Consider the following 25,930-nt stretch of genomic DNA (forward strand, 5'->3'; position numbering starts at 1 on the left):
AATTATAAAAATGTAATCATTTAAATGAAATTGGTAATAACTTAAAATCGTATAATCCGGATAAAAAAGAGCCTTGATTGCTCAAGGCTTCAGAAAAACTTCTATCACATATATTTATAGGCAGTCAATTAGATGGTGTGAAATTCGGGTTAGATGCATCAGTTTGGTACTAGTTTAATGTAATCAATGGACAGATCGTAGTCTGAACTTGAGCCGTTTTTACCTGCAACGTTAAACTTAAAAGATTTATCCCCTGCCGAGCTGAAGGTGATCGTAGCTACATTCAGTTCCACATAGCTAAATGCAGAGGAATATAAATCCTGAACCAAACCATGATTGACACCGTTGACCGATAATTGAAACTGCCCTCGGTTCGCTCCCTTTTTCACGCCGACCCTCACACTATAGCTGCGCGCTTCGGGCACGTTCACGGTGTATGTCACAAAGTCGTTGACTGCATTGGCGTCCAGTGCAGTTCCAAATCCGCCGCTCAAATTGAGGTCTCGACCGGTTCCATTCCCAAACATGGTGTGTTTGTCGCCTGAGGTTGCGCTTACAAATAAATTTTCTGTTTCATAGCGGCTGCTTTGAACGGATATATTATCAAATTTGGCAGCTGAATCATAGGTTCTAACGCCTACGCTGCCCCCAATATAGGTTGAATCCGTTACGCTAATCTTAGGTATCGTCATATCATCTACATAGACCTTAATGGAAGCATCTTGTGCGACAATTTTAACATGATACTTTGTATTAGCCGTTAAGCTCATAGAAGCAGCGGAAAGCGATGTCCAGTTGTTGTTAGCCTTTCCGATCAAAACCTTTTGATTGGGAACATCGAGTCCGGCATAGTAGCCTTGGTAAGCATCCGTACCCGTTCCAGGATTGGATACTCTAAATACCAGACCCGCATTGCCGGTTGACCCCGGCGTCACATCGGCTTCATAAATCACATCTGCGAAATTGGTATCCAAAAGTGCCTTGGCACCCGGATTTGACGCTACGCTATACTGGCCGCCAGATACGGTCCATGCACCGCCATATTTGGTCCATCCCGTATCGGTACTGTCATCGAAGGTATCTTCTTCTGCCATTTCGATTGGTTTAATCGTATTATCGGCATTAAACTCAAATTTATCGAATGCCAGTACGCGTTGCGAACTGCTCAGATAACGCTTATGGTAAAAAATGTACCAATCATTCGTTGCAGGTGATTGAACAATACCGTTATGACCAGGTCCATCTGCTGTCGTCGTATCGGTATGCAGCATAATGCCTTGCGGTACAAATGGTCCTGTTACAGAGCTGGACGTTGCATACATGACCTTATAAGAGGAATCTGCCCAAACGCCTGCAGCATAAGTCAAATAGTATGTCCCGTTTCTCTTGAACACTTTGGGCGCCTCAAAATAATCATTATCGCCCGTTTTAGTGGGCGTGACTTTCTTATAGACGGTTCCGTCAGACCATGTTCCCAAAGACTTCATGTCCGCGTTAAGTTTTACAACATTACACTCGCCCCAGCTGCCATAATACATGTACGCTTGACCGTCATCATCTATAAATACATCTTGATCCATTGGGCCTGCACCATTTCGTACAACGTTGATAAGGGGGGCGCCGATCGCATCGGTATATGGACCTTGTGGATTATCGGCGACTGCAACGCCTATTCCGCCTAATTGTCCATCGCCATTGATTGCGTTGGCAGCAAAATAGAGGTAGTACTTCCCATTGCGATAAGCCCCGCTCGGCGCCCACAATGAATGTTGCAACCATGATATATTGGCCGAACTTATGACATTCGAGTATTTTGTCCAATTGACCATATCCGTTGAAGAAAAGAGGTCCACAGATTTTGCGCCGGTGTCGGATTCGCCAACTTGAGTCGAACGAGTCGGATACACCCAATATGTGCCATTATATATCTGTACGTCAGGATCTGCATAATAGCCATCCACGAATTGTGGACCAGCGTGAATTGGAGCAGCATTTGCTAGTCCCGGCAAAGATACAATCAAGCAAAATACAATCGAAACGCAAAACAATACATAATTGGATCTTTTAATTTTTTTCATAATACAACCTCCTTCTGAAGTTGACAGTCTACTCTCCCCGCACCTAGAAAGCGCTTACAATTTAATGGAATTTGAATGGTACATTACTGAATCACCCTATTGAATCAATCGTTACATATTGACCTCCTCCTAGAAGCTGTCTTCGCCACTGCGGCCATGTGGTCTCCGCTCAGCACAAATGTGATTCGGAAGGAGTCCTCTGTCGATTATCTTAAACAGAGATCTCATGTAAAGCATTATACGCTCATGAATTTTATTAAAAATGTAATTTCATAAATGGTTTTGGGAAAAAATTAAAAATTTGATGATGACAAAAAAGATCGCCGTAACTTCGAGCGAGTTCAAGGTTTTCACTCATCCTAGTTTCAAAACCGCCTAAGTCGAGTAGTAAAATAGCTTTCTTCTTTATCATTCCCAATATCCTCCTATGACTTCCCGGTCCTATCCTGCGGCTACATTACTCCAATAGGTGACTTCTCGTACGTGTCCAGCATAGTTTTCCAGCTTAAAACAGCCGGCAGACTTGGGTCGGATCGTACCAGACGTTCTGAATTTTGATTTCTTCACAAAACTTGCTAAGCAGTTCATCGATCGCCTCAACAGATAAATGCTTGTATTTAGCACATTTGCTTTGACACGCGGATTATCGATGTGTTACATTTACTCCATCAGATAGAGCTCTATCAGACAGAGCACTACCAGACAGAACACTATGTGACAGAGCACTTGCTGTCGGGGCTCTAAACGAAGTCAAGCTCATGAACAGGAGGACCCCGCATGATCCGAAGCGATCTAATCCGCGGTCATCTCGACGCCATCATATTGCGGTTGATTTACGAGGAAGACCGTTACGGGTACGAGATTTCCAAAGAAATCAGCGTCAGGACCGACGACCGGTTTCAAATCAAAGAAGCGACGCTCTACGCGGTATTTCAACGCTTGGAGCGCAAAGAGCTGATCGAATCGTATCTCGGCGATATCTCGCACGGCGGCAAAAGGCGCTATTACAAGATCACGAAGCTCGGCAAAGCCTACCTCAAGGAAACGGTGGAGGAATGGAACGAGATCAAAGAGATCGTCAATATTTTCATGGAGGGAATCTAACAATGAAGAAGATCAAGACGCACGTGGAAGAATGGTTCGCCGACATTCCGGACAGCGAGACGAAGCAGGCCATCCAAGAGGAAATCATTCAAAATCTGGAGGAGAAGGTATTCGATCTCGTCCGCAGCGGCAAGACCGAAGAAGACGCCGTCAACAAAACGATCGTGGAATTCGGCGATATCTCGGACATCAAGCAGGAGCTCGGCGTAAAGAACGGCAAGCCCGTCTCCTCCCGCAAGCAGTACGGCCTCCACCTCGGCTTCTCGCTGTGGGGCAGCGGTCTGATCGTCGCGCTGTTCATCTTCATCAACGTGTACTATACCCCGGACGATATCTGGTTCGTGTACCCGACCTTCGCCGTCGCCTGGTGGCCGCTCGTGATGTTCTACAAATGGCTGGGCTGGAAATAAGGAGGCGATATCCATGCGCAAGCACCGCGTTGCTTTTGCCGCATCCGGCAGCATCATGAGTATTTTCTTCCTCTTTCTCGTCAACTATTTAACGACGCCGGGCGAGATCTGGTTCATTCATCCCGCTTTTGCCCTGCTGCAATGGCCGGTTTCCCTGCACTTTGCGGCAAACGGAAAGCTCAAGGCGTATTCCGCCGTCACGACGGTCATCACCCTCCTCTACCTCGCTTACGAGAACATCGCGAGCACCCCGGATTATCCGTGGATCCTGTACGCGGGCTTCGCCGTCGTATGGTGGCCGATCATCATGTACGCCGGCCGGTTCGCCGGCACGCTCGCCATGGCGCTCGTCGGGAGCTTCTGCATCATCGTGTACTACGGCATGCTGAATTTGCTGCTCGCGCCGCAGTTTCCGTGGATCATCTTCCCGGCGTACGCCGTGCTCTGGTGGCCGATGTCCATCTATTTCTCCCGCAGCCGGCAGTGGTTCACGTTCGCCTTATGCGCCTCGCTGCTCACGAGCGCGATGTTCATCGCCGTCAACGCGGTCACGTCGCCGAACGACATTTGGGCGATCTATCCCATCTTCGCGGTGATCTGGTGGCCGCTCAGCATGTATTATTTCGTCAAGAAACCGGCCGTTTGAACCTGCGCCGCGCGGGATGGTACAATAGACATCCAGGCAAGTATCAAACCGCGAACGGGGAAACCAACATGTTGAACTACACCTTACACAACGATCACGCCAACGCGCGCATCACCGTCTCGCAAGCGAAACCGGACGATGCGAGGGCCATTATGGAGCTGCTCGTCGGCACCGCCAGATGGCTGCAGAGCACGGGTTCCACGCAGTGGAGCGCGCTGCTCGACGGCGATGACCACCATAACGTCGTCGGCCATATCGACAAAGGCGAGCTGTTCATGTTCAAAGACGGCGACGCGCTCGCAGGCATCGTTCTGCTCATGCAGGTGCCGGGCGAGTGGGATCTCGGGCTTTGGGGACCGGACGGCCACGAGCCGAACGTCTATCTCCACCGGCTGGCGATCAGTCGCGAATATGCCGGTCAAGGACTTGGCGCCGATATGGTGCGCTGGGCGGAGACCGGAATCTCCTTTCCCGGCAAGCATACGATGCGTCTCGACTGCATCGCCAGCAACCCCAAGCTGAACGCCTTCTACAGCGGCCTGGGCTACGATTACAAAGGCACCTCGCCGAGCGGGTTCTGCCTCTACGAGAAGCCGCTTTCGAGCCGCTGATCGCACACGAAACAAGCGGATGGGCCAGCCCATCCGCTTGTTTCGTTTTGCGTTCGCCGCTTCGTCCCGCGGTCAATCAGAGCGAAGTCCGGCGCCCAGCCACTCAGATGGATTGCGGTATTTCCGGAATTGCCGCAGCACCGCCGTCACCTGCTCCGCGCGTTCTTCCAGCGTGCCCCGCAGCGGGACGTACGGAATCCGGCGCGCATGCAGATCCGCCGCGATGCGCTTCTGGAATACCGCCCGGTGCACGTCGCCGGAACGATCCCGGGTATCGTCGTACGGGATGTCGTCCCCGCAGAGAAACACCAGGTCGTACCGCGAAGCCGCCCGCTCCGCCAATGCCTTCAAGCCGGGCGTCGCCTCGCCGTGATAATCCATGGCGAATATCCGCGTCGTCAAGGCGTTCGTATCGACGAACAGCAGCCCCCGCGCTTCCAGGGCAAGCCGGTCCTCCCGTTCGACATGCCCGGTCGCGATCTCTTCCAGCTGCCGCGGCGACAAGCGCCGCTCGACCTGGTGCCGCTCCCAATACTCGCGTCCGTACTCCGGCATCCACGCCGTGTTCATTCGTGCCGCCATATGGGCCGCCAGCGTCGTCTTGCCGGTCGAAGGCGCGCCGAGAAAGACGATTTTGGCGATCAGATCGCGATAGACGAGCGGGTCCAAGTAGGACCGGTTCTCGTACGGCGCCTGCCTGATCTTCGTGCCCGAGACGGGAACGCGCAGCCGCGCCGGATCGACCTGCCGGTTCTCCGCGCCGAGAGCGATGCTCATGTGCTCGCCGTAGAATTCGCTGGAATAGAAATGCGTGACGTTCCTCCCGTTCAGCAATCCGAGGATGTAGTTCTCCTGCAGCCGCTTGATCTCCGGCGTGTCGCCCATCGCGCTCGGACCGTCCCATGCCTCGATGACCTGCACGGATGGATAAAGCGACCGGATCCAATCGGCCCGGACATGCAGCGGAATGTCCGTCGTCTCGGGACAATCGTAGATCACGACGATGACCTCGTCCGTTTCGCTGATGGCGGTTTCGATCATGAGTTGATGCCCCCGGTGCAGCGGCGCGAATTTCCCGAGCGTCAAGCCAATACGGGGTCCGTTCATGCCGTCGCCTCCTTCGGCGTGCGGACGAGCTCCCGTTTCCACGACAGATGGCCCGCGATCGCGATCGCCAGGAAGATCGCGTACAGAAACGCGAGTGAGTACAATTCCTTGTAGGCGTACATCGCGATCGACAGGATGTCCACGGCGATCCAGCAGAGCCAATTCTCGAACACCTTGGACGAGAGCAGATACTGCGCGATGATGCTGAGCGTGGCGATCAACGCGTCCGCGTACGGAATCGAAGCGTCGGTGTAGCGCGTCAACGCGTAGCCCCATAGCAACGTCGCGACGACGAGCAGCACGCCAAGCAGCAGCGCCTGCCGCCGCGGCAGACGGCGCGTCGGCCGTACCTTCGAGGCGCCCCTGCCCGTAAGCCAAGCGATCCAGCCGTAGATGCTGAGCACGAAGAAGAACACCTGCAACAGCATATCCGCGTACAGCCTGGCGTCCTCGAACATGTAGAAGAAACAGGCGACGTTGACCAGCCCCACGGGCCAAGCCCAAATGTTCTCCCTCGCCGTCAGCCAGACGCTGAGCAAGCCAGTCGTCGTCGCCGCGATCTCGAGCGTCGTCGATGACGTGCCGACCGCGATTCCGACCATGAAAATGAATAATACCGGCAACACCCACACCTTGTTCATGCGCAATCCCCCGATTCCTGGTGTCAATCAAAACTATCATTTTGACAATATCAACAAACGCGCGATACGGTTCGTTTCTTTCACGATGATGCAACACCTTATTCGGCGAAGTGATATTGTCATTATGACATATTAGAATCGGTTGTCAACCCCGATCATCGAAAAAGGGCCTCCGGCCTTGTCATTCGCATGACGCCGGAGAGCCCCCGCGCAGATTAAAATGCCCAGTTTCCGCCGCGGAACAGCGGCTCGCTGGTCCCGTCTTCCCGGATCCCGTCGATCGCCAGATCCGACGTGCCGATCATGAAATCCACGTGCGTCAAGCTTTGATTCAGCCCCCGCTCCTGCAGCTCCTCCTTGCTCAAGGACAACCCGCCTTCCAGGCAGAACGGAAAAGCGAAGCCGAGCGCAAGATGGCAGGCCGCGTTCTCGTCGAACAGCGTGTTGTAGAACGTCACGTTCGTGTCCGAGATCGGCGAATGAAACGGCACGAGCGCGATCTCGCCCAGGAAATGCGAGCCTTCGTCCGTCTCGATCAGCTGGCGCAGCGCTTCCTGACCCTGTTCGGCCTCGTACGCAATAACGCGTCCGTCGACGAAGGTCATGGAGAAACGGTCGATCAGATTGCCGTTGTAGCTGAGCGGCTTGCTGCTCGCGACGGTGCCGTTGACGCTCGTCCGAAGCGGCGAGGTAAACACTTCCTCCGTCGGCATGTTCGGAATAAACGCCGTGCCCTGCTTGTTCCGCGTCCCGGCGCTGACCCAGATATGCCCTTCCGGCAGGCCGATCGACACGTCCGTACCGGAAGCGTTGCGGTAACGAAGCTCCTTGTAACGGCGTTCGTTCAGCCTGTCGGCTTTGGCGCGCAGTCCTGCGGCGTGCTCCCGCCATGTCGCGACCGGATCTCCCGCGTCGACCCGCACGGCCGCGAAGATCGCGTCCCAGAGCGCATTCACCCGCTCTTCGTCGGCATGGCCCGGGAACACCTTGTCCGCCCAAGGCTTCGTCGGCACCGCGACGATCGACCAGGCGACCTCGTTGTTCAACATGAAATTACGGAACGGCTGCAGCGCGTTTTGCTGCGCTTTGACCGCCAGACCGATGCGCGCGGAGTCGATGCCCTTCAGCAGATCGGGATCTTCCGCCGTGACCACCAGGAACGCGGCGCCTTCTTCCGCCATCTGCGTACGGCCTTGGGCATGCCAAGCGGGATAGCCGGACAAACCTTCCTCCGGCGAGAATTCAAGCCTGGCGCGGGTGACGCTTTCGTCGCTCCAATCGACGTGGACGTAAGGGGATCCGAGCCGATAGGCGCATTTGACGGCTTCGCGCACGAACTCGGCCGCCGCTACCGGCGCGATGATGCACAGCTTCTGGCCGGGCTGCACGTTGACGCCGACCTCCACGGCCAATGCGGCGTACCGCTCCAAGCGTTGTTGAAAGTTTGTCATAGGTACCTGGCTCCCTCGTATTCATAAAATGATAGACCAATTCATGGGAATAGAAGTCTATTATATCAGCGCGCCTGCAGGGGTTGCAAAAAGGAAGAAGACCGTTCGCGCGCGAACGGTCTTCGGGAAACGGCGTGCCTTGACGATCAGGACTGGAATTGAGCCATGTGAAGCCGGCTGTAATGGCCGCCCGCGGCCATGAGCTCCTCGTGCTTGCCCTGCTCGGTAACCCCTTCCGCCGTGACGACGATGATGCGGTCCGCGTTCTTGATCGTCGCCAGCCGGTGCGCGATGACGAGGGTCGTGCGGCCCTGCGACAGCTCGGCGAGCGACTGCTGAATGGCGGATTCCGTCTCCGTATCCAGCGCGGACGTCGCCTCGTCCAGGATGAGGATCGGCGGATTCTTGAGGAACATCCGCGCGATGGCGACGCGCTGCTTCTGCCCGCCCGAGAGCTTCACGCCGCGCTCGCCGACGATCGTATCCAGTCCGTCCGGCAAGGAGTGGACGAACGTCTCGAGCTGCGCGCGCTTCACCGCGGCCCGCAGCTCCGTCTCCGAGGCGTCCATTTTGCCGTAGGCGATATTTTCCCGCAGCGTGCCCGAGAACAGGAAGACGTCCTGCTGCACGATGCCGATGCTTTTGCGCAGCGAAGCGAGCCTCATGTCGCGAACGTCCGTCCCGTCGATGGAGATGCTTCCGCCGGAGACGTCGTAGAAGCGCGGGAGCAGGCTGCACAAGGTCGTTTTGCCCGCGCCGGACGGACCGACGAACGCGACGGTTTCGCCTGCTCGAATCGTCAGACCGATATGCCGCAGCACCTTCGCTTCTTCGCCGTAGCCGAAGCTCACGTCGCGAAACGCGATATTGCCGCGCAGTTGGTCGATAGTCACGGCGTTCGGACGGTCCTTCACGTCAGGCTCCGTGTCCATCAGCTCCACGTAACGCTTGAAGCCGGCGAAGCCCTTCGGATAGCTCTCGATTACGGCATTGATCTTTTCGATCGGGCCGATGAAGACGTTCGCGAGCAGCAGGAAGCCGACGAATTCGCCGGAGGTCAATTCCCCGCGGATGACGAACCAGGTGCCGCAGATCATGACGAACAAGGTGACCAGCCGTTTCAGCAGGTAACTGATCGACGTGTTGGATGCCATGATTTTGTAGGAGAGCAGCTTCGTGAGACGGAACCGCAGGTTGTTCTCGTTGAACAGCTTCTTCTCGAACGCCTCGTTGCCGAACGCTTGCACGACGCGCATGCCGCCGACGTTGTCCTCGACGCGCGCGTTGAAGTCGGCGATATCCGAGAACAACCGGTGGAAGGCCTTCGTCATCTTGGCGCTGAAGTAGATCGCCAGCCAGATCATGACCGGCACGACGACGAACGTCAGCAGCGCGAGCTTCCAGTTGATCAGAAGCATGAGCACGAAGGCGCCGATCAAGGTCATGACCGCGATGAACAGATCCTCCGGCCCGTGATGCGCCATCTCGCCGATTTCCATCAAATCGTTGGTCAGCCTGGCGATCAGATGGCCCGTCTTCGTATTGTCGAAGAAGCGGAAGCTGAGCTTCTGGATATGGTCGAAGAGCTTGCGGCGCATGTCCGTTTCGATATTGATGCCCAGCATATGGCCCCAGTACGTCACGATGTAATTCAGGAAGGCGTTCAGCACGTAAATGAACAGCAAGCCCGCGCAAGCCCAGGCGATCAAGCTCCAGTCCTTGCCCGGGAGCAGCTTGTCGATGAACTGATTGACCGCCACGGGAAAGCCGAGCTCCAGAAAGCCGGCCAGGATGGCGCTGAAAAAATCGAGGTAGAACAGCTTTTTGTACGGTTTGTAGTATGCGATGAATCGGGACAACATCTAACCTTTCCTCCTCCGTCATGCGTGCCTGGCAGATGAACGAATGGATGAATGCGTCGGCAGCCAGGGACGCCGCTTGCTTTTCCAGCTATGAGAATCATTTTCATAATAAAGAGTTCGGCGCGACTTGTCCATCCTTTCGGCTGCGCCGCACGCAAGTTTCGCTGCGGCACGCGCGCGCCGCGACTTTCGCGCGAAGCATCATGAACCGGGGCGCGGCCGTCATAAACTTACGTATAGGTCCGGTCCGGCGCGCGGCAGCCATCCACGGCTGCGCGAATGGTCGCCTCCGGAGCTCCATACCGCGCGACGCAATTAACCGCGCATCCGCATCGCCCAACGCCAGGACCGGAAGAACGAGGTGAACGTCATGTTTCAGCGCATTCAAACCGGGATCGACCAGCTTGTCGACCGGCTGCTGCAAGGACAATCCGCGGACGGAAGCTGGCGGATGGGCTTCATCGAATCCGGCACGTCCTTGGACGCGGCGTCGATCCTCCAGCTGCAAAGCGCGGGGATCCGCAGGCCGCGGCTCGTCAAGGAACTGACGGAGCGAATGCTGGCCAAACAATCCGCGGACGGCGCGTGGCGCGTCTATCCCGACGAAGCGACCGGCAATGCGTCGGCGACCGCGGAGTGCTATTACGCGCTGCAATACGCCGGGCTCTCGCCGGATGAACCGTTCATGCGCAAGGCGAGGGATGCCTTCGCGGAGCTCGGCGGCTTGCCGCGCATCAACAGCCTCCTGACCAAATTCCAGCTCGCGATGATCGGCCGCTATCCGTGGCCCCGCTGGTTTCCGGTCCCGCTGGCCATCCTGCTGCTCCCGTCGTCGTCTCCTATCCATTTCTATCAATTCTCGGGCTACGCCCGCGTTCATATGGCGCCGATGCTGCTGCTTGCCGACCGCAAGCCGATCCGCAAGCTGCCGCATATCCGGCCGTTGACGGAGCTCACGCGCGGCGGCGGCGAATGGAAGGAGCTCCAGCTTGGCTGGAACGATCATTTCCTTAGCGCCTCTGCCTCCGAACTGCCGGATAACCGCCGCCGCAAAGCCCCGTGGAATCTGACGGGCAAGCTTCGCGAGCGGGCAGCCTTGCGCGCGGAACGGTTCATCCTCGACCGGCTCGAACCGGACGGCACCCTCTACAGCTACTCCAGCGCCACGCTGCTCATGCTGCATGCCCTGCGCACGGTCGGGTATCCCGTCACCCATCCCGTCTTGGAGAAAGCGGTGCGCGGCCTCGAGTCGCTGCTCTTCGCGGACGCGCACTGCGGCGCGCGGTTATCCATGCAGGTCACGACGTCGTCCGTATGGGATTCCGCCCTTGTCAGCCATGCTTTGCAGGATGCCGGCCTGCCTGCCGTTCACCCCGCCGTAGGGAAGGCGGGTCATTATCTGCTGGCCCGCCAGCATCGCAAGCTCGGCGACTGGAAGCGCAACGTGAACCACCCCATGGCCGGCGGATGGGGCTTCTCGGATATCAATACGATCAATCCCGATCTGGACGACACGACCGCCTCGCTGCGCGCCGTGCGGGGACTTCCCGTGCCCGAGGCGCGCGATGCGGCCGACCGCGGACTCCAGTGGATCCTCGGCATGCAGAACCGCGACGGCGGCTGGGGCGCCTTCGAACGGAACGTCGACAGCAAGCTCCTCCGCTGGGTGCCGCTCGACGGGGCAGAGGATGCCGCCACGGACCCGTCCACGCCGGACTTGACCGGCCGGACGCTGGAATACCTCGGCCGCGGCGCTGGCTTGACATCCCGGCACGCCTATGTCCGCCGCGCGACGGATTGGCTGTACGGCCGTCAGGAGAAAGACGGCTCGTGGTACGGACGCTGGGGCGTGTGCTACATCTACGGCACGTGGGCCGCCTTGACCGGCTTGGCCGCGGTGCGGGAACCGGCCGAGCATCCTCGGATCCGCAAAGCCGTGGAATGGCTGCTCTCCGTACAGCAGCCGGACGGCGGCTTCGGCGAATCCTGCGCCAGCGACGTGGAGAAGCGATACGTGCCGCTCCGCCACGGCACGCTCTCCCAAACCGCGTGGGCGCTCGACGCGCTCGTCGCGGTTCACGATACGCCCCTGCCCGCGATGGAACGGGCATGCGATTACCTGCTCCGCCATGCGCGGAGCGGCGGACCCGCTGCCGAATATCCGACCGGTGCGGGGCTGCCCGGCTGCCTGTACACGCGATACGACAGCTATTCGCTCGTCTGGCCGCTGCTCGCCCTCGCCCATTACCGGGAAAAATACGCCAACGGTTATTCCCCCTAGCTGCATCTTGGCCGGCGGTGCCAGGCAAAAAAAAAGAAGACCCCCTGCCGGCGCTCGCCGCCAGGGTAAGTCTCCATCCATTTAATAGGCCAGTGCATATCCTCGTCTCATACGCGCGCGCAGCCTCGGAACGTTACATTCTCCGAAAGAAAGTCCGCCGATATCAGTGCGGCCGCCGATTATTGGCGCATGCGCCAGTACATCTCGTTCAGGCGCAGCTCGCTCCGGAACGCGTAGGGGTTCGTCGCGTTGTCGATGACGACGCATTCGATGCCCGTCATTTCCGCCCAGTCGATCAGCTGCTCGGCCGTCACCTCGTAGGAGAAAACGGTATGGTGGGCGCCGCCGGCGCGAATCCACGCCTCGGCCGATTCGTTCAGCGACGGCTGCGGCTTCCACAGCACGCGCGCGACCGGAAGCTTCGGCATGTCGTGCGGAACGTCGACCGCGTCGACGACGTTCACGATGAGGCGAAAGCGATTGCCGAGGTCGATCAAGCAGGCGTTGACGGCTTGGCCGCTGCGGCCATTGAAGATCATGCGCGCCGGATCCGCCTTGCCGCCGATGCCGAGCGGATGCACTTCGAGGCGCGGCCGGTCACCCGCGATCGTCGGGCAGACCTCGAGCATATGCGCGCCGAGCACCATCTCGCGGCCCGGCTCGAAGTGGTACGTGTAGTCTTCCATGAAGGACGTGCCTTTGTTGCCCGCGATCATCTTCATGACCCGGGTCAGCGCGGCGGTCTTCCAATCGCCCTCCCCGCCGAAGCCGTATCCCGCTTCCATCAGCCGCTGCACGGCGAGACCGGGCAGCTGCTTCATGCCGTGCAAATCTTCGAACGTGGTCGTGAACGCCGTGAACCCGCCCTCCTCCAGGAAAGCCCGCATGCCGAGTTCGATCCGTCCCTGCTCGCGGATCGCCTGCCATTTGGCGGCGTCGTTCCGCGTATCCGGCGCGATGTCGTAGCTGGATGCGTACTCGTCCATCAGCGCGTCCAGCTGTTCGTCCGTCACATTGGACGCGTATTCCGCCAAATCGCCGATACCGAACCCGTTGATCGCCCAGCCGAACTTCACCTGCGCTTCCACTTTGTCGCCTTCGGTCACCGCGACCTGGCGCATGTTGTCGCCGAAGCGGGCCACTTTCAGCGAGCGGCTTTCGGTAAACGCGGCCGCGGTGCGCATCCAGCCGGAGATCCGGGCGCGAACGGCGGCGTCCTCCCAATAGCCGACGACGATCTTGCGGGCGATGCCCATGCGGGCGCCGATAAAGCCGAACTCGCGGTCGCCGTGCGCGGACTGGTTCAGGTTCATGAAATCCATGTCGATGGCATCCCACGGAATGTCGCGGTTGAACTGCGTATGGAGATGCAGCAGCGGTTTGCGGAGCTCGGACAAGCCCGCGATCCACATTTTGGCCGGAGAAAACGTATGCATCCACGTGACGATCCCCGCGCAGCTCTCGTCCGCGTTGGCGGCGGCGCACAGCTTGCGGATTTCCTCCGGCGTCGTCACGACGGGTTTGAACGCCACTTCGTGAGAGACGGATTCGTCGCGGTCCAGCGCCTCGGCGATGATGCGGGAATGATCGGCGACCTCCAGCAGCGTTTCGGGTCCGTATAAATGCTGGCTGCCGGTCACGAACCAGAATTGATAAGGTTTTGCGCTCAACATGTCATTATTCCTCCTTCATCGGTTCCATGCGTCCATCCACTTGTACGCACATGATTAGAAGAAACCGGCTCAGTCAATGCAAGTGTCCGCGAACTATTCTGCCAGTCCTGCGAGCAAAGTAATCTTGAACCCGCTCCAACTTGTACGTACAACTAAAACTTCCTTCATTGTACGATGACAAGGCTTTCATTTCAACCTTTATTTGATGGCCCCAGCCGTTCTCCGAACGTTAGAAAATTATAATATCCCTTATAGTTTCTACAATTCCCTTGACATTGATACACTTTGTATCATAAATTACTAATAGAACGGCCAGAAGGATACCTTCTGTACTAGTACTAGATGGCTAGATTGACGTAAGGAGCTATAAACGATGACGATGGGAGATCGATTAAGGGAACTGAGGCTGCGAAAAAACATTTCTCAAGAAGAAGTCGCCAGGCAGATCGGCATTACCCGGTCCGCGTACAGTCATTACGAAATCAACAACCGCCAGCCTGTCTATGAAACCTTGAAAAAACTGGCGGTGCTGTTCAATGTTTCGCTGGATTATATCATCGGCGGAGAAACCGTCAAGCCGGATACGCCGGTGACTCCCGAAGCGATCGAAATTATCCGCATTCTCAACGGGATGGATCAGGAAAGGCGCAAGCAGTCCATCGACCGGATGATGGCCGTTCTCAAACAGGCCGATTGAGCTCCTTGACGGTGCATGGCAGCATGAACCAGATCATGGTGCCTTTATCCAGCGCGCTGACCGCTCCGATCGTGCCTCCGTGCGCTTCCACGATCTCTTTCGCGATCGCGAGTCCGAGACCGCTTCCGCCGTCGGCGGAGTTGCGGGAAGCCTCGATCTTGTAGAACCGGTCGAAGATAAACGGCAGGTGCTCCTCCTCGATCCCGGTCCCCGTATCGCTCACGGTGACGATCACGCGGTTCGTCGACGCTTCGAAGAAAAACGAAAGCGTTATCTCTCCGCCTCTCGGCGTATGCTTGATGGCATTGTATATGATGTTCGCCATGACTTGATCCATGCGGGACAGATCCAGGTTCAGCCGGATGCGGTTCTGCTGCTCGATCCCATGGGAATGCCCTTCCAGGGGCACGTTTTCACTGAGGTAATCGCAGCTGAACCGCAGCCCGCTGCTGATGACGTCGATCTCGTACAGGTCGTGCAGCTGCCGGATCCACTGTCCGAGCGCCACCTCGGCAAAATCAAACCGCGCTTGGCCCGCCTCCAGCTTCGTCAGCTCGAACAAATCGCGTATCAGCCGATTCAACCCCCCGACCTTCCCGAGCATCATGCGTATGTAGCGCTGCCGCTGTTCCTCCGATTGGACGAGGCCGTCCTGAAAAGCTTCCAAATACCCCTGCAGCAGCGTAATCGGCGTTCGCAGATCATGCGAGATATTCGTCATGAGCTGGCGCCTTGACGTCTCCGAGCGCTGCAAGTCGCGATTTGTCTGCGCCAGCGACTCGTTCACTTCGCTCAGCGCCACCGTGCGCTCCTCGATCCGCTCTTCCAGATGCACGTTCAGTTCCCGCAGCTCGTTCGATACATGCTCGATTTGATACAACGCGCTCGAGAACCGTTTGGAAATGATGAACGATTGCATCAGCATGAAGAAAAACAACCCGAGCGGCACGAGCTGCGCGTAGACGAGCCATTCGTTATAGAACAGCATGTCGTTCAGCACGGTAACGACGAATACGGCGACGCCCGCGAGCACGAACGCGGACCCGATCCGTTTGCGAATCTTGGCCGTGACCAGCACGACGAGGGTGAACGCGCTGACCGCGATGACATAGAGTTGGAATACCGAGAGCAACCGCGAGTATACGATGGCCGGGCAAACGAGCACGAAGACGCAGAGCGCGACGCCGATGCCGATGACGTACCGGATGACCTTCTTCGACGCGTCCATCGGAAACAGCCGGTACACGTACAGATAGCCGGAGACGGCGCTGAGCGCGAAGGAGATGTATTCGATCTTCAGCCCGCCCTCCCACGGAATGGGAAACAGCTGCAGCAGGTAATTCTCGCCCGTGACGCTCGACCTGGCGGCCACGAACAGGCACAGCAGGCCGAAGTGGATCGTGAACTTCTCCTGCCTGCGAAACGCGTATAGCCCGATGTGATAAACGCCGATGATGACGAGGCTGCCGAGGATCAGCATTTCCTTGGCCGTCGTTTTCATCTGCCCGTCGACGACCGTATCGCTGTTGCCGAGCAGGATGGGCACCCAGATGCCCCCTTTCCTGTGCTGGAAATTGGATACCTGGATCAAGATATCGACCCGGTCCGAATCGGATGCGAAGGAAACGATGCGCGGGTACTGCTGCGGCACCGACGAGGCTCGGCTTGTCCCCACTTGGCCCTGGCGCGCCATCTCCTTGCCGTTGATCCATAAGGAATAGCTGCTGAAAATGTTCGGCACGCGCAGCGCGAGCACGCGTTCGCGAGGCGTCAACAGCACCGTCAGCTTGTAAGTGGCGTAGCCCTCCCCGTTCTGCATGCCGAATTTGCCCTTATAGCTGTTCCAGGATCTCGGCACCATCACGTGGCGTAAATCCTGCAGCAGCAGCGGGTCGCCCGGGACGAGCAGCTGCCCGCCGTAGAAGGACCATTGTCCCGACAGCTCGACCTGCCCGTCGCTCTCGAAGGACCATTGCCTCAGGTCGATAACGCCGCCAAGGGCCGCCGGATTGCTGCCGCCGGACTGAACCTCGCAGCCGGAAAGAAGGAGAATAAGGAAGATCACGAGCATGAATGGCGCGAATAAGCGGCGAATGGCTGAACCCTCCTGAAAACGTGGATTGCCCACCCCTCCCCACATTCGCTATAATAGTTCGAGGAAGAGGGGGAGCTGGAAAATGTCTGGGAGCAAAATATTGGTCGTTGATGATGAAGCGGATATTACCGAGCTGATTTCCTTATATATGGAGCGCGAAGGCTACCTCGTGCAGACGACGGACAACGGCGAGGATGCCTTGGCGTTCGCCGATTCGTTTCAGCCGGATTTGATCGTTCTGGATGTGCAGATGAAGCAGATGGACGGATTCGACGTCTGCAAGCAAATTCGCGCGGTATCGGACGTCCCCATCCTGTTTGTCAGCTGCAAAAGCGACGATACTGATATTATACATGGTCTGACCGTGGGCGGCGACGATTACATGACGAAACCGTTCAGCCCGAGCCAGCTGGTCGCGCGCGTCAAGGCGCATCTGCGCCGTCAGTCCGTCAACGACCGGCAGCGCCCGTACGACCGCGCCGCGGGCGAAGTGCTCCGCTTCGACGGGCTCGTCATCGATTTGCCCGGACGCACCGTGCATGTCAGGGGCAAGGAAGTGTTCCTCTCGACCAAAGAGTTCGAGCTGCTCGTTCGCCTGGCGAAGACGCCGAACCGCGCGTTCGCCTTGGATGACCTGTACACGATCGTCTGGGGTCACGACAGCATGGGCGATACGCGCACGCTCATGGTGCACGTCAGCAATCTCCGCAAGAAAATCGAGCCCGACCCCGCCAATCCTACCTATATCGTGACGGTCCGCGGCGTAGGCTATAAATTCAACATCAAGGAAGGAAACACGCATGTACAACGCTGATTTATGGAAAGATTACGAATTGCTCGACACCGGAAACGGGGAGAAACTGGAACGCTGGGGGTCCTTCGTGCTCCGCAGGCCCGATCCGCAGGTCATCTGGCCGATCGCGAGCGAGACCGGCCGCTGGAAGACGGCTGACGGCCACTATCACCGCAGCTCCTCGGGCGGCGGCGAATGGGAATTCCGCACGAAGATGCCGGATCGCTGGTCGATCTCCTACGGCGAGCTGAAATTCCACATCAAGCCGACCAGCTTCAAGCATACCGGATTGTTCCCGGAACAGGCGGTCAATTGGACGTGGATGATGGACAAGATCCGCAATGCCGGCCGGCCGATCAACGTGCTCAACCTATTCGCCTACACGGGCGGCGCGACGGTCGCGGCCGCGGCCGCCGGCGCCGAGGTCTGCCACGTCGACGCCTCCAAGGGCATGGTGCAATGGGCAAAGGAAAACGCCGAGCTGTCCGGGCTTGGCTCCGCCCCGATCCGCTATATCACGGACGACGTGTTCAAATTCGTGCAGCGGGAGGAACGCCGCGGCAAACGGTACGACGCGATCATCATGGACCCGCCTTCCTACGGGCGCGGCCCGAACGGCGAAATGTGGAAGCTCGAGCAGAATCTGTTCCCGTTCCTGGAATTCTGCACGACGATTCTCTCCGAGAACCCGCTGTTCGTGCTGGTGAACTCGTATACGACGGGGCTGTCGCCGACCGTGCTCCACAACATGCTGCAAATGACGGTAAACCGCAAGTTCAAGGGCAACATCCACTGCGGAGAAATCGGGATTCCGATCACCGCGTCGGGCTTGACGCTGCCTTGCGGAATACTGGGCCGCTGGGAGGGCCAGTAGGATGAGCGGCGCCGGCAGGCCCGCTCCTGCTCCGCTGCTGCCCGTGCTTTACGAGGATAACCATCTGCTCGCCGTCGTGAAGCCGCCAGGCATGCTCTCCCAAGCCGACGAGACGGGCGAGCCCGACATGGTGACGCTCCTCAAGGAAGATCTGAAGACGCGTTACGACAAGCCCGGCAACGTCTATGTCGGGCTTGTCCATCGTTTGGACCGTCCCGTCGGCGGCGCCATGCTTTTCGCCAAAACGTCGAAGGCGGCCTCACGGCTCTCGGAGTCCGTGCGCAGCCGAAGCTTTGACAAATTATACCTCGCCGTCGTGCACGGCGCTCCAGCGCCCCTTTCCGGGCGTCTGAAGCATTACCTGCGCAAGGATGCCGCGCGCAATGTCGTAACCGTTCACGACAAGCCGGTGCAGGACGCCAAAGAAGCGATCCTGGATTACGCGGTGATCGCCCGCAAAGGCCCTTACGCGTTGATCGCGGTCCGGCTGCTGACCGGGAGGTCGCACCAGATCCGGGCGCAAATGGCGGCTATCGGCTGCCCGCTCGTCTACGACCGCAAATACGGCGCGCCTCCCGTGCAGGGAGAACAGGATATCGCCTTATGGTCGACGTCCATCGGCGTCGCGCACCCCGTCTCGAAGGAATGGCTGACGATCGTCGCGCAGCCGCCCGCGGCCGAGCCTTGGACTCGTTTCGAGGAGGAGGATTTCGCCGAAGCGTTGGCCATGCCGGGACGCGAAGGGAGGGATTCCCGATGAAACGCCGCCTGCATCATCGCATCAACTTGATCCTGCTCGGCTTGATCGTACTCGTGCTGATCGGCAGCTGCATGTCGCGCATCGAGCTCGATCCCGGGAAGCCCGAACCGTCCGCCGACACGGGCAAACCGCCGGTACAAACGCCTGGAGGCCAGCCGGGCGCGGATGAACCCGGCGCGGTTCCGTCCGAACCTGCGCCGCCTGGCGGCGATCAATCGCCCGCGGACGATTCGCCTTCGGATGCCGGGCAAGCAGACGGCGGCGGAACCGCCGACGGCCAGCAAAATGGCGGCCAGCAAAGCGACGATCAACAAGGCGGCGGCCAAAACGAAGGAGATTCGGTCCCTCCGCCGGCTGATGAAGGACCGTCCGACGCGACGCTGATCGCCGTCGGCGACGTGATGATGCACGCGCCGCAGCTTCCCGGCGCCTACGACGAACGCACGAAGACGTACAACTTCAAATCCTTCTTCGCGTCCGTCAAACCGATTCTCGAGCAGGGCGACTGGACGCTCGCCAACCTGGAGACGCCGATCGCGGGCAAGCCGCTCGGGTTGTCCGGCTATCCCCGCTTCAACGCGCCGCCGGAGCTGGCCGATGCGTTGAAATACGCGGGCTTTACGACGGTGACCAACGCCAATAACCATGCCATGGACCGCGGCGTTCAGGGCATCGCCATGTCGCTTGCGAAGCTGCAGGCGCTCGGATTCGATACGAAGGGCACCGCGCGCTCCAAGGCGGAAGCGGACAAGCTGACGATCGTGACGCATAACGGGATCTCCATGGGCCTGCTGGCGTACACGTACGGCACGAACGGCATCCCTCTCCCGAAGGAGCAACCGTATGCCGTCTCCCTGATCGACGAGCAAGCCATGATTCGGGATATCGGCCGTTTGAAGGCGGCAGGCGCGGATTTCATCACGGTCTGCCTGCATTTCGGCACCGAATACCAGACCATGCCGAACGACGCCCAGAAACAGCTGGCGCGCGCGCTTGTCGCGGCCGGAGCCGATATCATCGCCGGCTCCCACCCGCATGTCGTGCAGCCGTACGAGATTGCCGAGGTGACCAATCCGGACGGCTCCGTCAGAAAAGGCCTCATCATTTATTCCATGGGCAATTTTATCTCCAACCAACGCGGAAACACCAAAGATTACGGCGTGATCTACAAGGTGCGAATCCATAAGGATCACGGCCTGGCGACGATCGGCAACGTCACGCCGATTCCGACCTGGGTGCATCGCACGTCCGTCAAAGGCGTCAACCGCTATGCCGTCGTTCCGGTCGCGGACGTCTTGGCCGCCAAATCGCTGCCTGATCTGACCGCGGCCGATTATGCGACGCTGAAGAGCACCTATGCGCAGGTATCGAAACGGATCGCGTCGATGCACAGCACGCCGGTGCAGCTGACGGCCGCACCGTAACCGCAATAAACCGTCCAACCCTCTTTCCGGTTGGACGGTTTATTTTTTGACGGGATCGGTCTTACGAATTGGCGACTTTGCCGAGCAAATACACGAGCAGCTGCTGATTGTGCAGGGATATCCGGTCAAGCGCCTCTGTGATGTACGCATCGCGGACGGCGACGCCGCGCGAGGCTTCCGTCGTTCCTTTCTCCGTCAAGGTGACCCAGACGATCCGCCGGTCGCTCTCGTCCCGGTTGCGCACCACGAGGCCGCCGCGCTCCATTCGGTCGAGCAGGGTCGTGATCGCGGCCGGGGTCGTGGCCAAATAAGTCAGCAAATCCGACGGCTTCATCGGCTGATGCTGCTGCAGCAATTCCAGCACCACCAGCTGGCCTTCCGTCAAGTGAGGCGCAAGCTCATCCTCCAGATGCGTCTTCCACTCCTTCGTCATCTTCATCCACAGCCGGGCAAATTCCGCAGAAACGATGACCATCACCCGCTTTCTGTCCGATTTATGCTTATACCTCATTATACCATGGGCCATTGTCGAATTTAAGGTTAATGCAGTTAATATTTTGTCCCCTTAATCGCGATAAAAGAGAACCATTTGACAGCTTTAGACATACACTGGTGACATAGGCTGTTGTACCGGCTCGAATCATCGAACAGGGGCGTGATCGCATATGGAGGATCGCAAGCTGGAATTATTGCGCAAGCTGACCCGATTCGGAATACAAAAAGACCCGCAATGGCTGGACCGGCTTGATGAACCGGCGCCATTGTGGGTCGTGCTTGAATTGCTGGTGGAGATGCTCGAGCAACGGGATTCCCCGCATCAACCGTTCGATTAAACCGATTGCTGCTGCAAATCCGCCCGGACGAACATGGCCACGAGGACGTCCTTCTTATCGATCGCGGACAGCGCGCGTCCGGTTGATTTGCGGTCCTCGATCGGCGCTTTCTCGGTCGATACCGAGAGCGCCGCGCCCGAAGCCGTCAGCAGGACAAGCTCCCGCTCGTCTTTGCAAAGCAGGCCGCCGATGAGATGTTCTCCGTTGGAACGGACGCGCTTGCCTTCCTTGAACTCGAAGGTCGCCATGCCTTTGCCGCCCCTGCCCTGCATCGGATAATCCAGCAGCAGCGTGCGTTTGCCGTACCCCAGCTCCGTGAGGACAAGTACTTCTCCTTCGTCGCCGCTGACCATTTCCGCGGCGACGATCTCGTCGTCCTCGCGAAGCGCGATGCCGCGTACGCCCGCGGCGACGCGGCCCATCGTGTTCACTTCGCTTTCCGCGAACCGGATGCTCATGCCGCTCTTCGTGATGAGGAGCAGCTCCTTCGTATTATCGCTCGGCACGACGCGCAGCACGTCGTCGCCCTCCGCGAGCTTGACGGCCGCGATGGCGGTGGAGCGCGAAGATTTGTAATCTTTCAACTCGGACCGCTTCACCTGCCCGCGCTTCGTCACGAAGACGAGCGAACGGCCCGGGATCTCGAAATCCTTGATCGGAATGATGCTGACGATGCTGTCGTCCTTCGGCATCGGCACGACGTTCACGACCGCGGTTCCGGTATCTTTCCACTTGAACTCCGGTATGAGATGGACCGGCAGCTGGTAATACTGCCCCTTGCGCGTGAAGAGCAGCAGCTGATCGATCGTATTCACGTCCAGCAGCGTGCGGATCACGTCGCCTTCCTTGACCCCCGCGCTGGTCAATTCGCCGCCCGATCGCGTGAACGAGAGTTTCGACGTTCGTTTGATGTAGCCGTCCTGACTGAGCGTGACGAACACGTCCTCGGCCGCCACGATGACTTCGAGATTGACTTTCAGCTCTTCCACTTCGCCCCGAATATCGGAGCGGCGGTCGATGCCGTACTTCTCGCGAATCTCCGTCAGCTCGTCCTTGATGACGCCGAGCAGCTTCTTCTCGCTGTCGAGAATGGAGCGCAAGTAAGCGATCCGCTTCTGAATGTCTTTCAATTCCTTCTCGATCGACGTAATCTCCAAATTCGTCAGACGGTACAATTGCAAGGTAAGAATCGCGTCCGCTTGGCGCTCGGAGAACGTGAATTGGGCAACCAAGTTATTTTGCGCGTCCTGACGGTTCTTCGACGCCTTGATCGTGGCGATGATCTCGTCCAGGAGGTTCAGCGCCTTCGCCAAGCCCTCGAGCACGTGGGCGCGGTCCTCGGCCTTCTCCAGTTCGTAACGGGACCGGAAAGTGACGACTTCCTTCTGGTGCGCGATATACGCGTCGAGAATGGCTTTCAGGCCGAGTTGCCGAGGCGTTTTGTTGACGATCGCGACCATGTTGAAGTTATACGCGACCTGCAGGTCCGTTTTCTTAAGCAGATACGCCAGAATGCCCTGCGCGTCGGCTTCCTTCTTCAGCTCGATGACGATGCGAAGCCCGTTGCGGCCGCTCTCGTCGCGTACCTCCGCGATGCCCTCCACCCGCTTCTCGATCCGGATGTTTTCCATGGCGGTGACGAGGCGGGATTTGACGACCTGGAACGGAATCTCGGTAATGACGATTTGCTGGCGCCCGCCCTTCAGCTCCTCGATCTCCGTTTTGGAACGGTGATAGATGCGTCCTTTGCCGGTTTGGTACGCGTCGCGGATGCCGTCTTCGCCCATGATCATGCCGCCGGTCGGAAAATCGGGACCTTTCACGATCGTCATGAGCTGCTCCAGCTCGATCTCCGGATTATCCATGATCGCCTTGCAGGCGTCGATGACCTCGCGCAGGTTATGCGGCGGGATTTCCGTGGCAAAGCCCGACGATATGCCGCTTACGCCGTTAACCAGCAGGTTCGGGTAGCGCGAAGGCAGCACGACCGGCTCTTTCGTCGTATTGTCGAAGTTATCCTTGAACAAGACCGTCCGCTTCTCGATATCGCGGAGCAGCTCCATGGCGATGGGCGACAGACGCGCTTCGGTATACCGCATCGCGGCGGCCGGATCGTCGTCGATCGAGCCCCAGTTGCCGTGGCCGTCGATCAGCATATGGCCCATTTTCCAAGGCTGCGCCATGCGGACCATGCCTTCGTAGATGGACGAATCGCCGTGGGGATGGTAATTGCCCATGACGTCTCCGACCGTTTTCGCGGATTTGCGATAGCCTTTGTCCGGGGTGTTGCCCGCATCGTACATCGCGTACAGAATCCGCCGCTGCACCGGTTTCAGCCCGTCGCGAACGTCGGGGATGGCGCGGTCTTGAATGATGTATTTGGAGTAGCGCCCGAAGCGGTCGCCGACGACCTCCTCCAGAAACGCCGGTAAAAACTGTTCCAGCATACTCATGCCGATACTCTCCTCAATTGATTATTCCTCGAACTCCGTGAAGTCGACGTTCTCCACGATCCACTTCTTGCGCGGATCGACCTTGTCGCCCATCAGCGTGGAGACGCGGCGTTCCGCTTTCGCGGCATCCTCGATCTGCACCTGCAGCAGCGTTCGGGTTTCCTGGTTCATCGTCGTCTCCCACAGCTGCTCCGGATTCATCTCGCCGAGTCCTTTGTAACGCTGCAGCTCGAAGTTCTTCCCGAATTCCTTCAGGTAGTTCTGAAGCTGCTCGTCCGACCAGGCATAACGCACCGTCTCCAGCTTGCCGGTTTTGCGGGTGATCTTGTAGAGCGGAGGCTGGGCGATGAAGACGCGTCCGGAGTCGATGAGCGGCTTCATGTAGCGGTAGAAGAACGTCAGCAGCAGCACTTGGATATGCGCGCCGTCCGTATCGGCATCCGTCATAATGATGATTTTGCTATAATTACACGATTCCGCGTCGAATTCGGGGCCGATGCCGGCGCCGATGGCCGCGATAACCGCCTTGTATTCGTCGTTCTTCAGGATATCCAGCAGCTTGGCCTTCTCCGGGTTCATCGGCTTGCCTTTGAGCGGAAGAATAGCCTGATATTTGGAATCGCGCCCCTGCTTGGCGGAACCGCCGGCGGAGTCGCCTTCCACGATGAACAACTCCGTGCGCGACACGTCCTTCGACTGCGCGGGCGAAAGCTTGCCGTTCAGGTTGGAGCTTTCGCTCTTCTTCCTGCCGCTGCGGATCTCGTCGCGCGCCTTGCGCGCCGCTTCGCGGGCTCTCGAGGCCTGTACCGCTTTTTTCAACAGCAGCTGGGCGACTTGCGGGTTTTCCTCCAGGAAAACCTGCATTTTCTCCGACACGATCGCGTCGACGGCGCTTCTGGCCGACGAGCTGCCGAGCTGGTCCTTCGTTTGGCCGACGAATTCCACGTCCGCCATTTTAATGTTGATGACGGCCATCATGCCTTCGCGCAGATCGTTGCCGTCCAGGTTCTTGTCTTTCTCCTTGAGCAGCGCGTTTTTGCGGGCATAATCGTTCATGACGCGCGTATAGGCCGTTTTGAAGCCCGTTTCGTGCGTACCGCCGCCCCGGGTAGGGATGGCGTTGACGAAGGAAGCCATCGTTTCCGTATACCCGTCGTTATATTGCAGCGCCACTTCGACCTCGATATCGTCCCGTTCTCCGGTGAAATGAACGACGTCGTGCAGCACCGTCTTGTCTTCGTTGAGAAACTGCACGAACTGCTTCGCGCCGCCCTCGTAGTAATATTGATCCTCTTTGCCGTTCCGGTTGTCCTTGACGGTCACTTTCAAGCCGGAATTCAGAAAGGCGATTTCCTGCAGACGCTCAGACAACGTCTCGTAATTGATCGACGTATGGCCGTGGAACACGCGGGCATCCGGCTTAAACGTAATCTTCGTGCCGGTCCGGTTCGTGTTTCCCATGACTTCGAGGCCCGTTACCGGTTCGCCGACATGCTCTTTGCCGTCCTTGCCGACCCAATATTCGAAACGCTGTTTATGTATCTTCCCGTCGCGATAGATTTCAACCTCGAGCCATTCCGATAACGCGTTCGTCACGGAAGCGCCGACGCCGTGCAGGCCGCCGGATTTCTTGTATCCCCCGCCGCCGAATTTGCCGCCCGCGTGCAGCATCGTGAAAACGACCTGCGGCGTCGGGATACCGGTCTTGTGCATGCCGGTCGGAATGCCCCGGCCGTTGTCGCGGACCGTCACCGAGCCGTCGCCGTTGATCGTGACGTCGATCGCGGAGCAGTGCTTCGCCAGATGCTCGTCGACGGCATTGTCGACGATTTCCCAGACTAGATGATGCAACCCCGAGGTGCTCGTGCTCCCGATATACATCCCAGGGCGTTTGCGAACGGCGGTCAAACCTTCCAGCACCTGAATGTCGTCCGCGTCGTAGTTGCCGGCAGCCGAATTTTTCTCGCCCGCAAACAGATCCAGCTGATCAGTCATAGAGAGCCTCCTAACAGATTTTTCGATAGCCTTGCTTGCATGCCTTCCTGGCGCGACATTGCCCGCGCCGGATGCAATCGCCAACCCAAGGCGCTTCAATGGCGATAAATGATTTCGCTATGTCTTGCCTATAAACCTTCTC

At 58.2% G+C, this 25,930-nt stretch carries 22 protein-coding genes; 11 read left to right on the forward strand and 11 right to left on the reverse strand.

The features are described 5' to 3' along the window. Window positions 1-158: 158 nt before the first annotated feature. Window positions 159-2,078 carry a family 43 glycosylhydrolase gene (locus AC50YL_RS11790; RefSeq protein WP_494832102.1) on the reverse strand — a complete coding sequence of 640 codons (1,920 nt, stop codon included), beginning with the start codon at window positions 2,076-2,078 and terminating at the stop codon, window positions 159-161. 256 nt (window positions 2,079-2,334) lie between these two features. Next, complete coding sequence (locus AC50YL_RS11795; RefSeq protein WP_494832104.1) at window positions 2,335-2,490, reverse strand: hypothetical protein; 156 nt, start codon at window positions 2,488-2,490, stop codon at window positions 2,335-2,337. A gap of 365 nt (window positions 2,491-2,855) precedes the next feature. Here AC50YL_RS11795 and AC50YL_RS11800 point away from each other — a divergent pair, with 365 nt between their 5' ends. The 4 genes from AC50YL_RS11800 (at window position 2,856) to AC50YL_RS11815 (ending at window position 4,849) form a co-directional block, all read left to right on the forward strand. Further along, window positions 2,856-3,182 (forward strand): PadR family transcriptional regulator, encoded by a 327-nt coding sequence (locus AC50YL_RS11800; protein WP_494832106.1) that lies wholly within the window; start codon window positions 2,856-2,858, stop codon window positions 3,180-3,182. A 2-nt stretch (window positions 3,183-3,184) separates the two neighbouring features. Next, window positions 3,185-3,592: a permease prefix domain 1-containing protein gene (locus AC50YL_RS11805; RefSeq protein WP_494832108.1), complete on the forward strand. Its 408-nt coding sequence runs from the start codon at window positions 3,185-3,187 to the stop codon at window positions 3,590-3,592. Window positions 3,593-3,605: 13 nt separating this feature from the next. After that, a complete protein-coding gene (locus tag AC50YL_RS11810; RefSeq protein ID WP_494832110.1) occupies window positions 3,606-4,238 on the forward strand; it encodes a hypothetical protein in 633 nt (210 codons plus the stop codon). A gap of 68 nt (window positions 4,239-4,306) precedes the next feature. Further along, on the forward strand, window positions 4,307-4,849 hold the full coding sequence (locus AC50YL_RS11815; protein ID WP_494832111.1) for a GNAT family N-acetyltransferase: 543 nt from the start codon (window positions 4,307-4,309) through the stop codon (window positions 4,847-4,849). Window positions 4,850-4,921: 72 nt separating this feature from the next. Here the strand turns inward: AC50YL_RS11815 and AC50YL_RS11820 are convergent, their stop codons facing one another. From AC50YL_RS11820 to AC50YL_RS11835, 4 genes are all read right to left on the reverse strand, one after another. Further along, window positions 4,922-5,956, reverse strand: a complete 1,035-nt coding sequence (locus AC50YL_RS11820; RefSeq protein WP_494832113.1) for an AAA family ATPase — start codon at window positions 5,954-5,956, stop codon at window positions 4,922-4,924. Then, window positions 5,953-6,597, reverse strand: a complete 645-nt coding sequence (gene pnuC / locus AC50YL_RS11825; protein ID WP_494832115.1) for a nicotinamide riboside transporter PnuC — start codon at window positions 6,595-6,597, stop codon at window positions 5,953-5,955. Before pnuC ends, AC50YL_RS11820 begins: the two co-directional genes overlap by 4 nt. A 215-nt stretch (window positions 6,598-6,812) precedes the next feature. Then, window positions 6,813-8,048, reverse strand: a complete 1,236-nt coding sequence (locus AC50YL_RS11830) for an aminopeptidase (RefSeq protein WP_494832116.1) — start codon at window positions 8,046-8,048, stop codon at window positions 6,813-6,815. Between the two features lie 146 nt (window positions 8,049-8,194). Continuing rightward, the gene (locus AC50YL_RS11835; RefSeq protein ID WP_494832118.1) at window positions 8,195-9,910 is read right to left on the reverse strand and encodes an ABC transporter ATP-binding protein; all 1,716 of its coding nucleotides are present in this window, start codon (window positions 9,908-9,910) and stop codon (window positions 8,195-8,197) included. Window positions 9,911-10,280: 370 nt separating this feature from the next. On the opposite strand from AC50YL_RS11835, the gene shc reads away from it, so the two are divergent. Beyond that, a complete protein-coding gene (shc, locus tag AC50YL_RS11840; protein ID WP_494832120.1) occupies window positions 10,281-12,191 on the forward strand; it encodes a squalene--hopene cyclase in 1,911 nt (636 codons plus the stop codon). Between the two features lie 179 nt (window positions 12,192-12,370). Here shc and araA read toward each other — a convergent pair whose 3' ends face one another. Continuing rightward, window positions 12,371-13,864 (reverse strand): L-arabinose isomerase, encoded by a 1,494-nt coding sequence (gene araA / locus AC50YL_RS11845; RefSeq protein ID WP_494832122.1) that lies wholly within the window; start codon window positions 13,862-13,864, stop codon window positions 12,371-12,373. Window positions 13,865-14,237: 373 nt separating this feature from the next. On the opposite strand from araA, the gene AC50YL_RS11850 reads away from it, so the two are divergent. Beyond that, window positions 14,238-14,561, forward strand: a complete 324-nt coding sequence (locus AC50YL_RS11850) for a helix-turn-helix domain-containing protein (RefSeq protein ID WP_494832124.1) — start codon at window positions 14,238-14,240, stop codon at window positions 14,559-14,561. Here AC50YL_RS11850 and AC50YL_RS11855 read toward each other — a convergent pair. Next, complete coding sequence (locus AC50YL_RS11855; RefSeq protein WP_494832125.1) at window positions 14,545-16,689, reverse strand: sensor histidine kinase; 2,145 nt, start codon at window positions 16,687-16,689, stop codon at window positions 14,545-14,547. The genes AC50YL_RS11850 and AC50YL_RS11855 overlap by 17 nt on opposite strands. A gap of 49 nt (window positions 16,690-16,738) precedes the next feature. Between AC50YL_RS11855 and AC50YL_RS11860 the strand changes: the two genes are divergently transcribed. Genes AC50YL_RS11860 through AC50YL_RS11875 form a run of 4 tightly spaced genes read left to right on the forward strand, consistent with a single transcriptional unit; the run spans window position 16,739 to window position 20,507 of the window. Then, on the forward strand, window positions 16,739-17,470 hold the full coding sequence (locus AC50YL_RS11860; protein WP_161746852.1) for a response regulator: 732 nt from the start codon (window positions 16,739-16,741) through the stop codon (window positions 17,468-17,470). Continuing rightward, window positions 17,457-18,323, forward strand: a complete 867-nt coding sequence (locus AC50YL_RS11865; RefSeq protein ID WP_494832128.1) for a class I SAM-dependent methyltransferase — start codon at window positions 17,457-17,459, stop codon at window positions 18,321-18,323. Before AC50YL_RS11860 ends, AC50YL_RS11865 begins: the two co-directional genes overlap by 14 nt. A gap of 1 nt (window position 18,324) precedes the next feature. Further along, window positions 18,325-19,083 (forward strand): RluA family pseudouridine synthase, encoded by a 759-nt coding sequence (locus AC50YL_RS11870; RefSeq protein WP_494832130.1) that lies wholly within the window; start codon window positions 18,325-18,327, stop codon window positions 19,081-19,083. Continuing rightward, window positions 19,080-20,507 carry a CapA family protein gene (locus AC50YL_RS11875; RefSeq protein WP_494832131.1) on the forward strand — a complete coding sequence of 476 codons (1,428 nt, stop codon included), beginning with the start codon at window positions 19,080-19,082 and terminating at the stop codon, window positions 20,505-20,507. The genes AC50YL_RS11870 and AC50YL_RS11875 overlap by 4 nt, the downstream gene beginning before the upstream one ends. A 61-nt stretch (window positions 20,508-20,568) precedes the next feature. Here the strand turns inward: AC50YL_RS11875 and AC50YL_RS11880 are convergent, their stop codons facing one another. Next, window positions 20,569-20,976 carry a MarR family winged helix-turn-helix transcriptional regulator gene (locus tag AC50YL_RS11880; RefSeq protein WP_494832554.1) on the reverse strand — a complete coding sequence of 136 codons (408 nt, stop codon included), beginning with the start codon at window positions 20,974-20,976 and terminating at the stop codon, window positions 20,569-20,571. 196 nt (window positions 20,977-21,172) lie between these two features. Here AC50YL_RS11880 and AC50YL_RS11885 point away from each other — a divergent pair, with 196 nt between their 5' ends. Next, entirely contained in the window at window positions 21,173-21,340 is a 168-nt protein-coding gene (locus tag AC50YL_RS11885; RefSeq protein WP_201755634.1) for a hypothetical protein, read from the forward strand. On the opposite strand, the gene gyrA is transcribed toward AC50YL_RS11885, so the two are convergent. Both gyrA and parE read right to left on the reverse strand, forming a co-directional pair. Next, window positions 21,337-23,793, reverse strand: a complete 2,457-nt coding sequence (gene gyrA / locus AC50YL_RS11890; protein ID WP_494832132.1) for a DNA gyrase subunit A — start codon at window positions 23,791-23,793, stop codon at window positions 21,337-21,339. The genes AC50YL_RS11885 and gyrA overlap by 4 nt on opposite strands. A gap of 21 nt (window positions 23,794-23,814) precedes the next feature. Beyond that, entirely contained in the window at window positions 23,815-25,788 is a 1,974-nt protein-coding gene (parE, locus tag AC50YL_RS11895) for a DNA topoisomerase IV subunit B (protein ID WP_494832134.1), read from the reverse strand. Window positions 25,789-25,930: the final 142 nt, after the last annotated feature.

The organism is Paenibacillus sp. J22P277 (genome assembly GCF_059383675.1).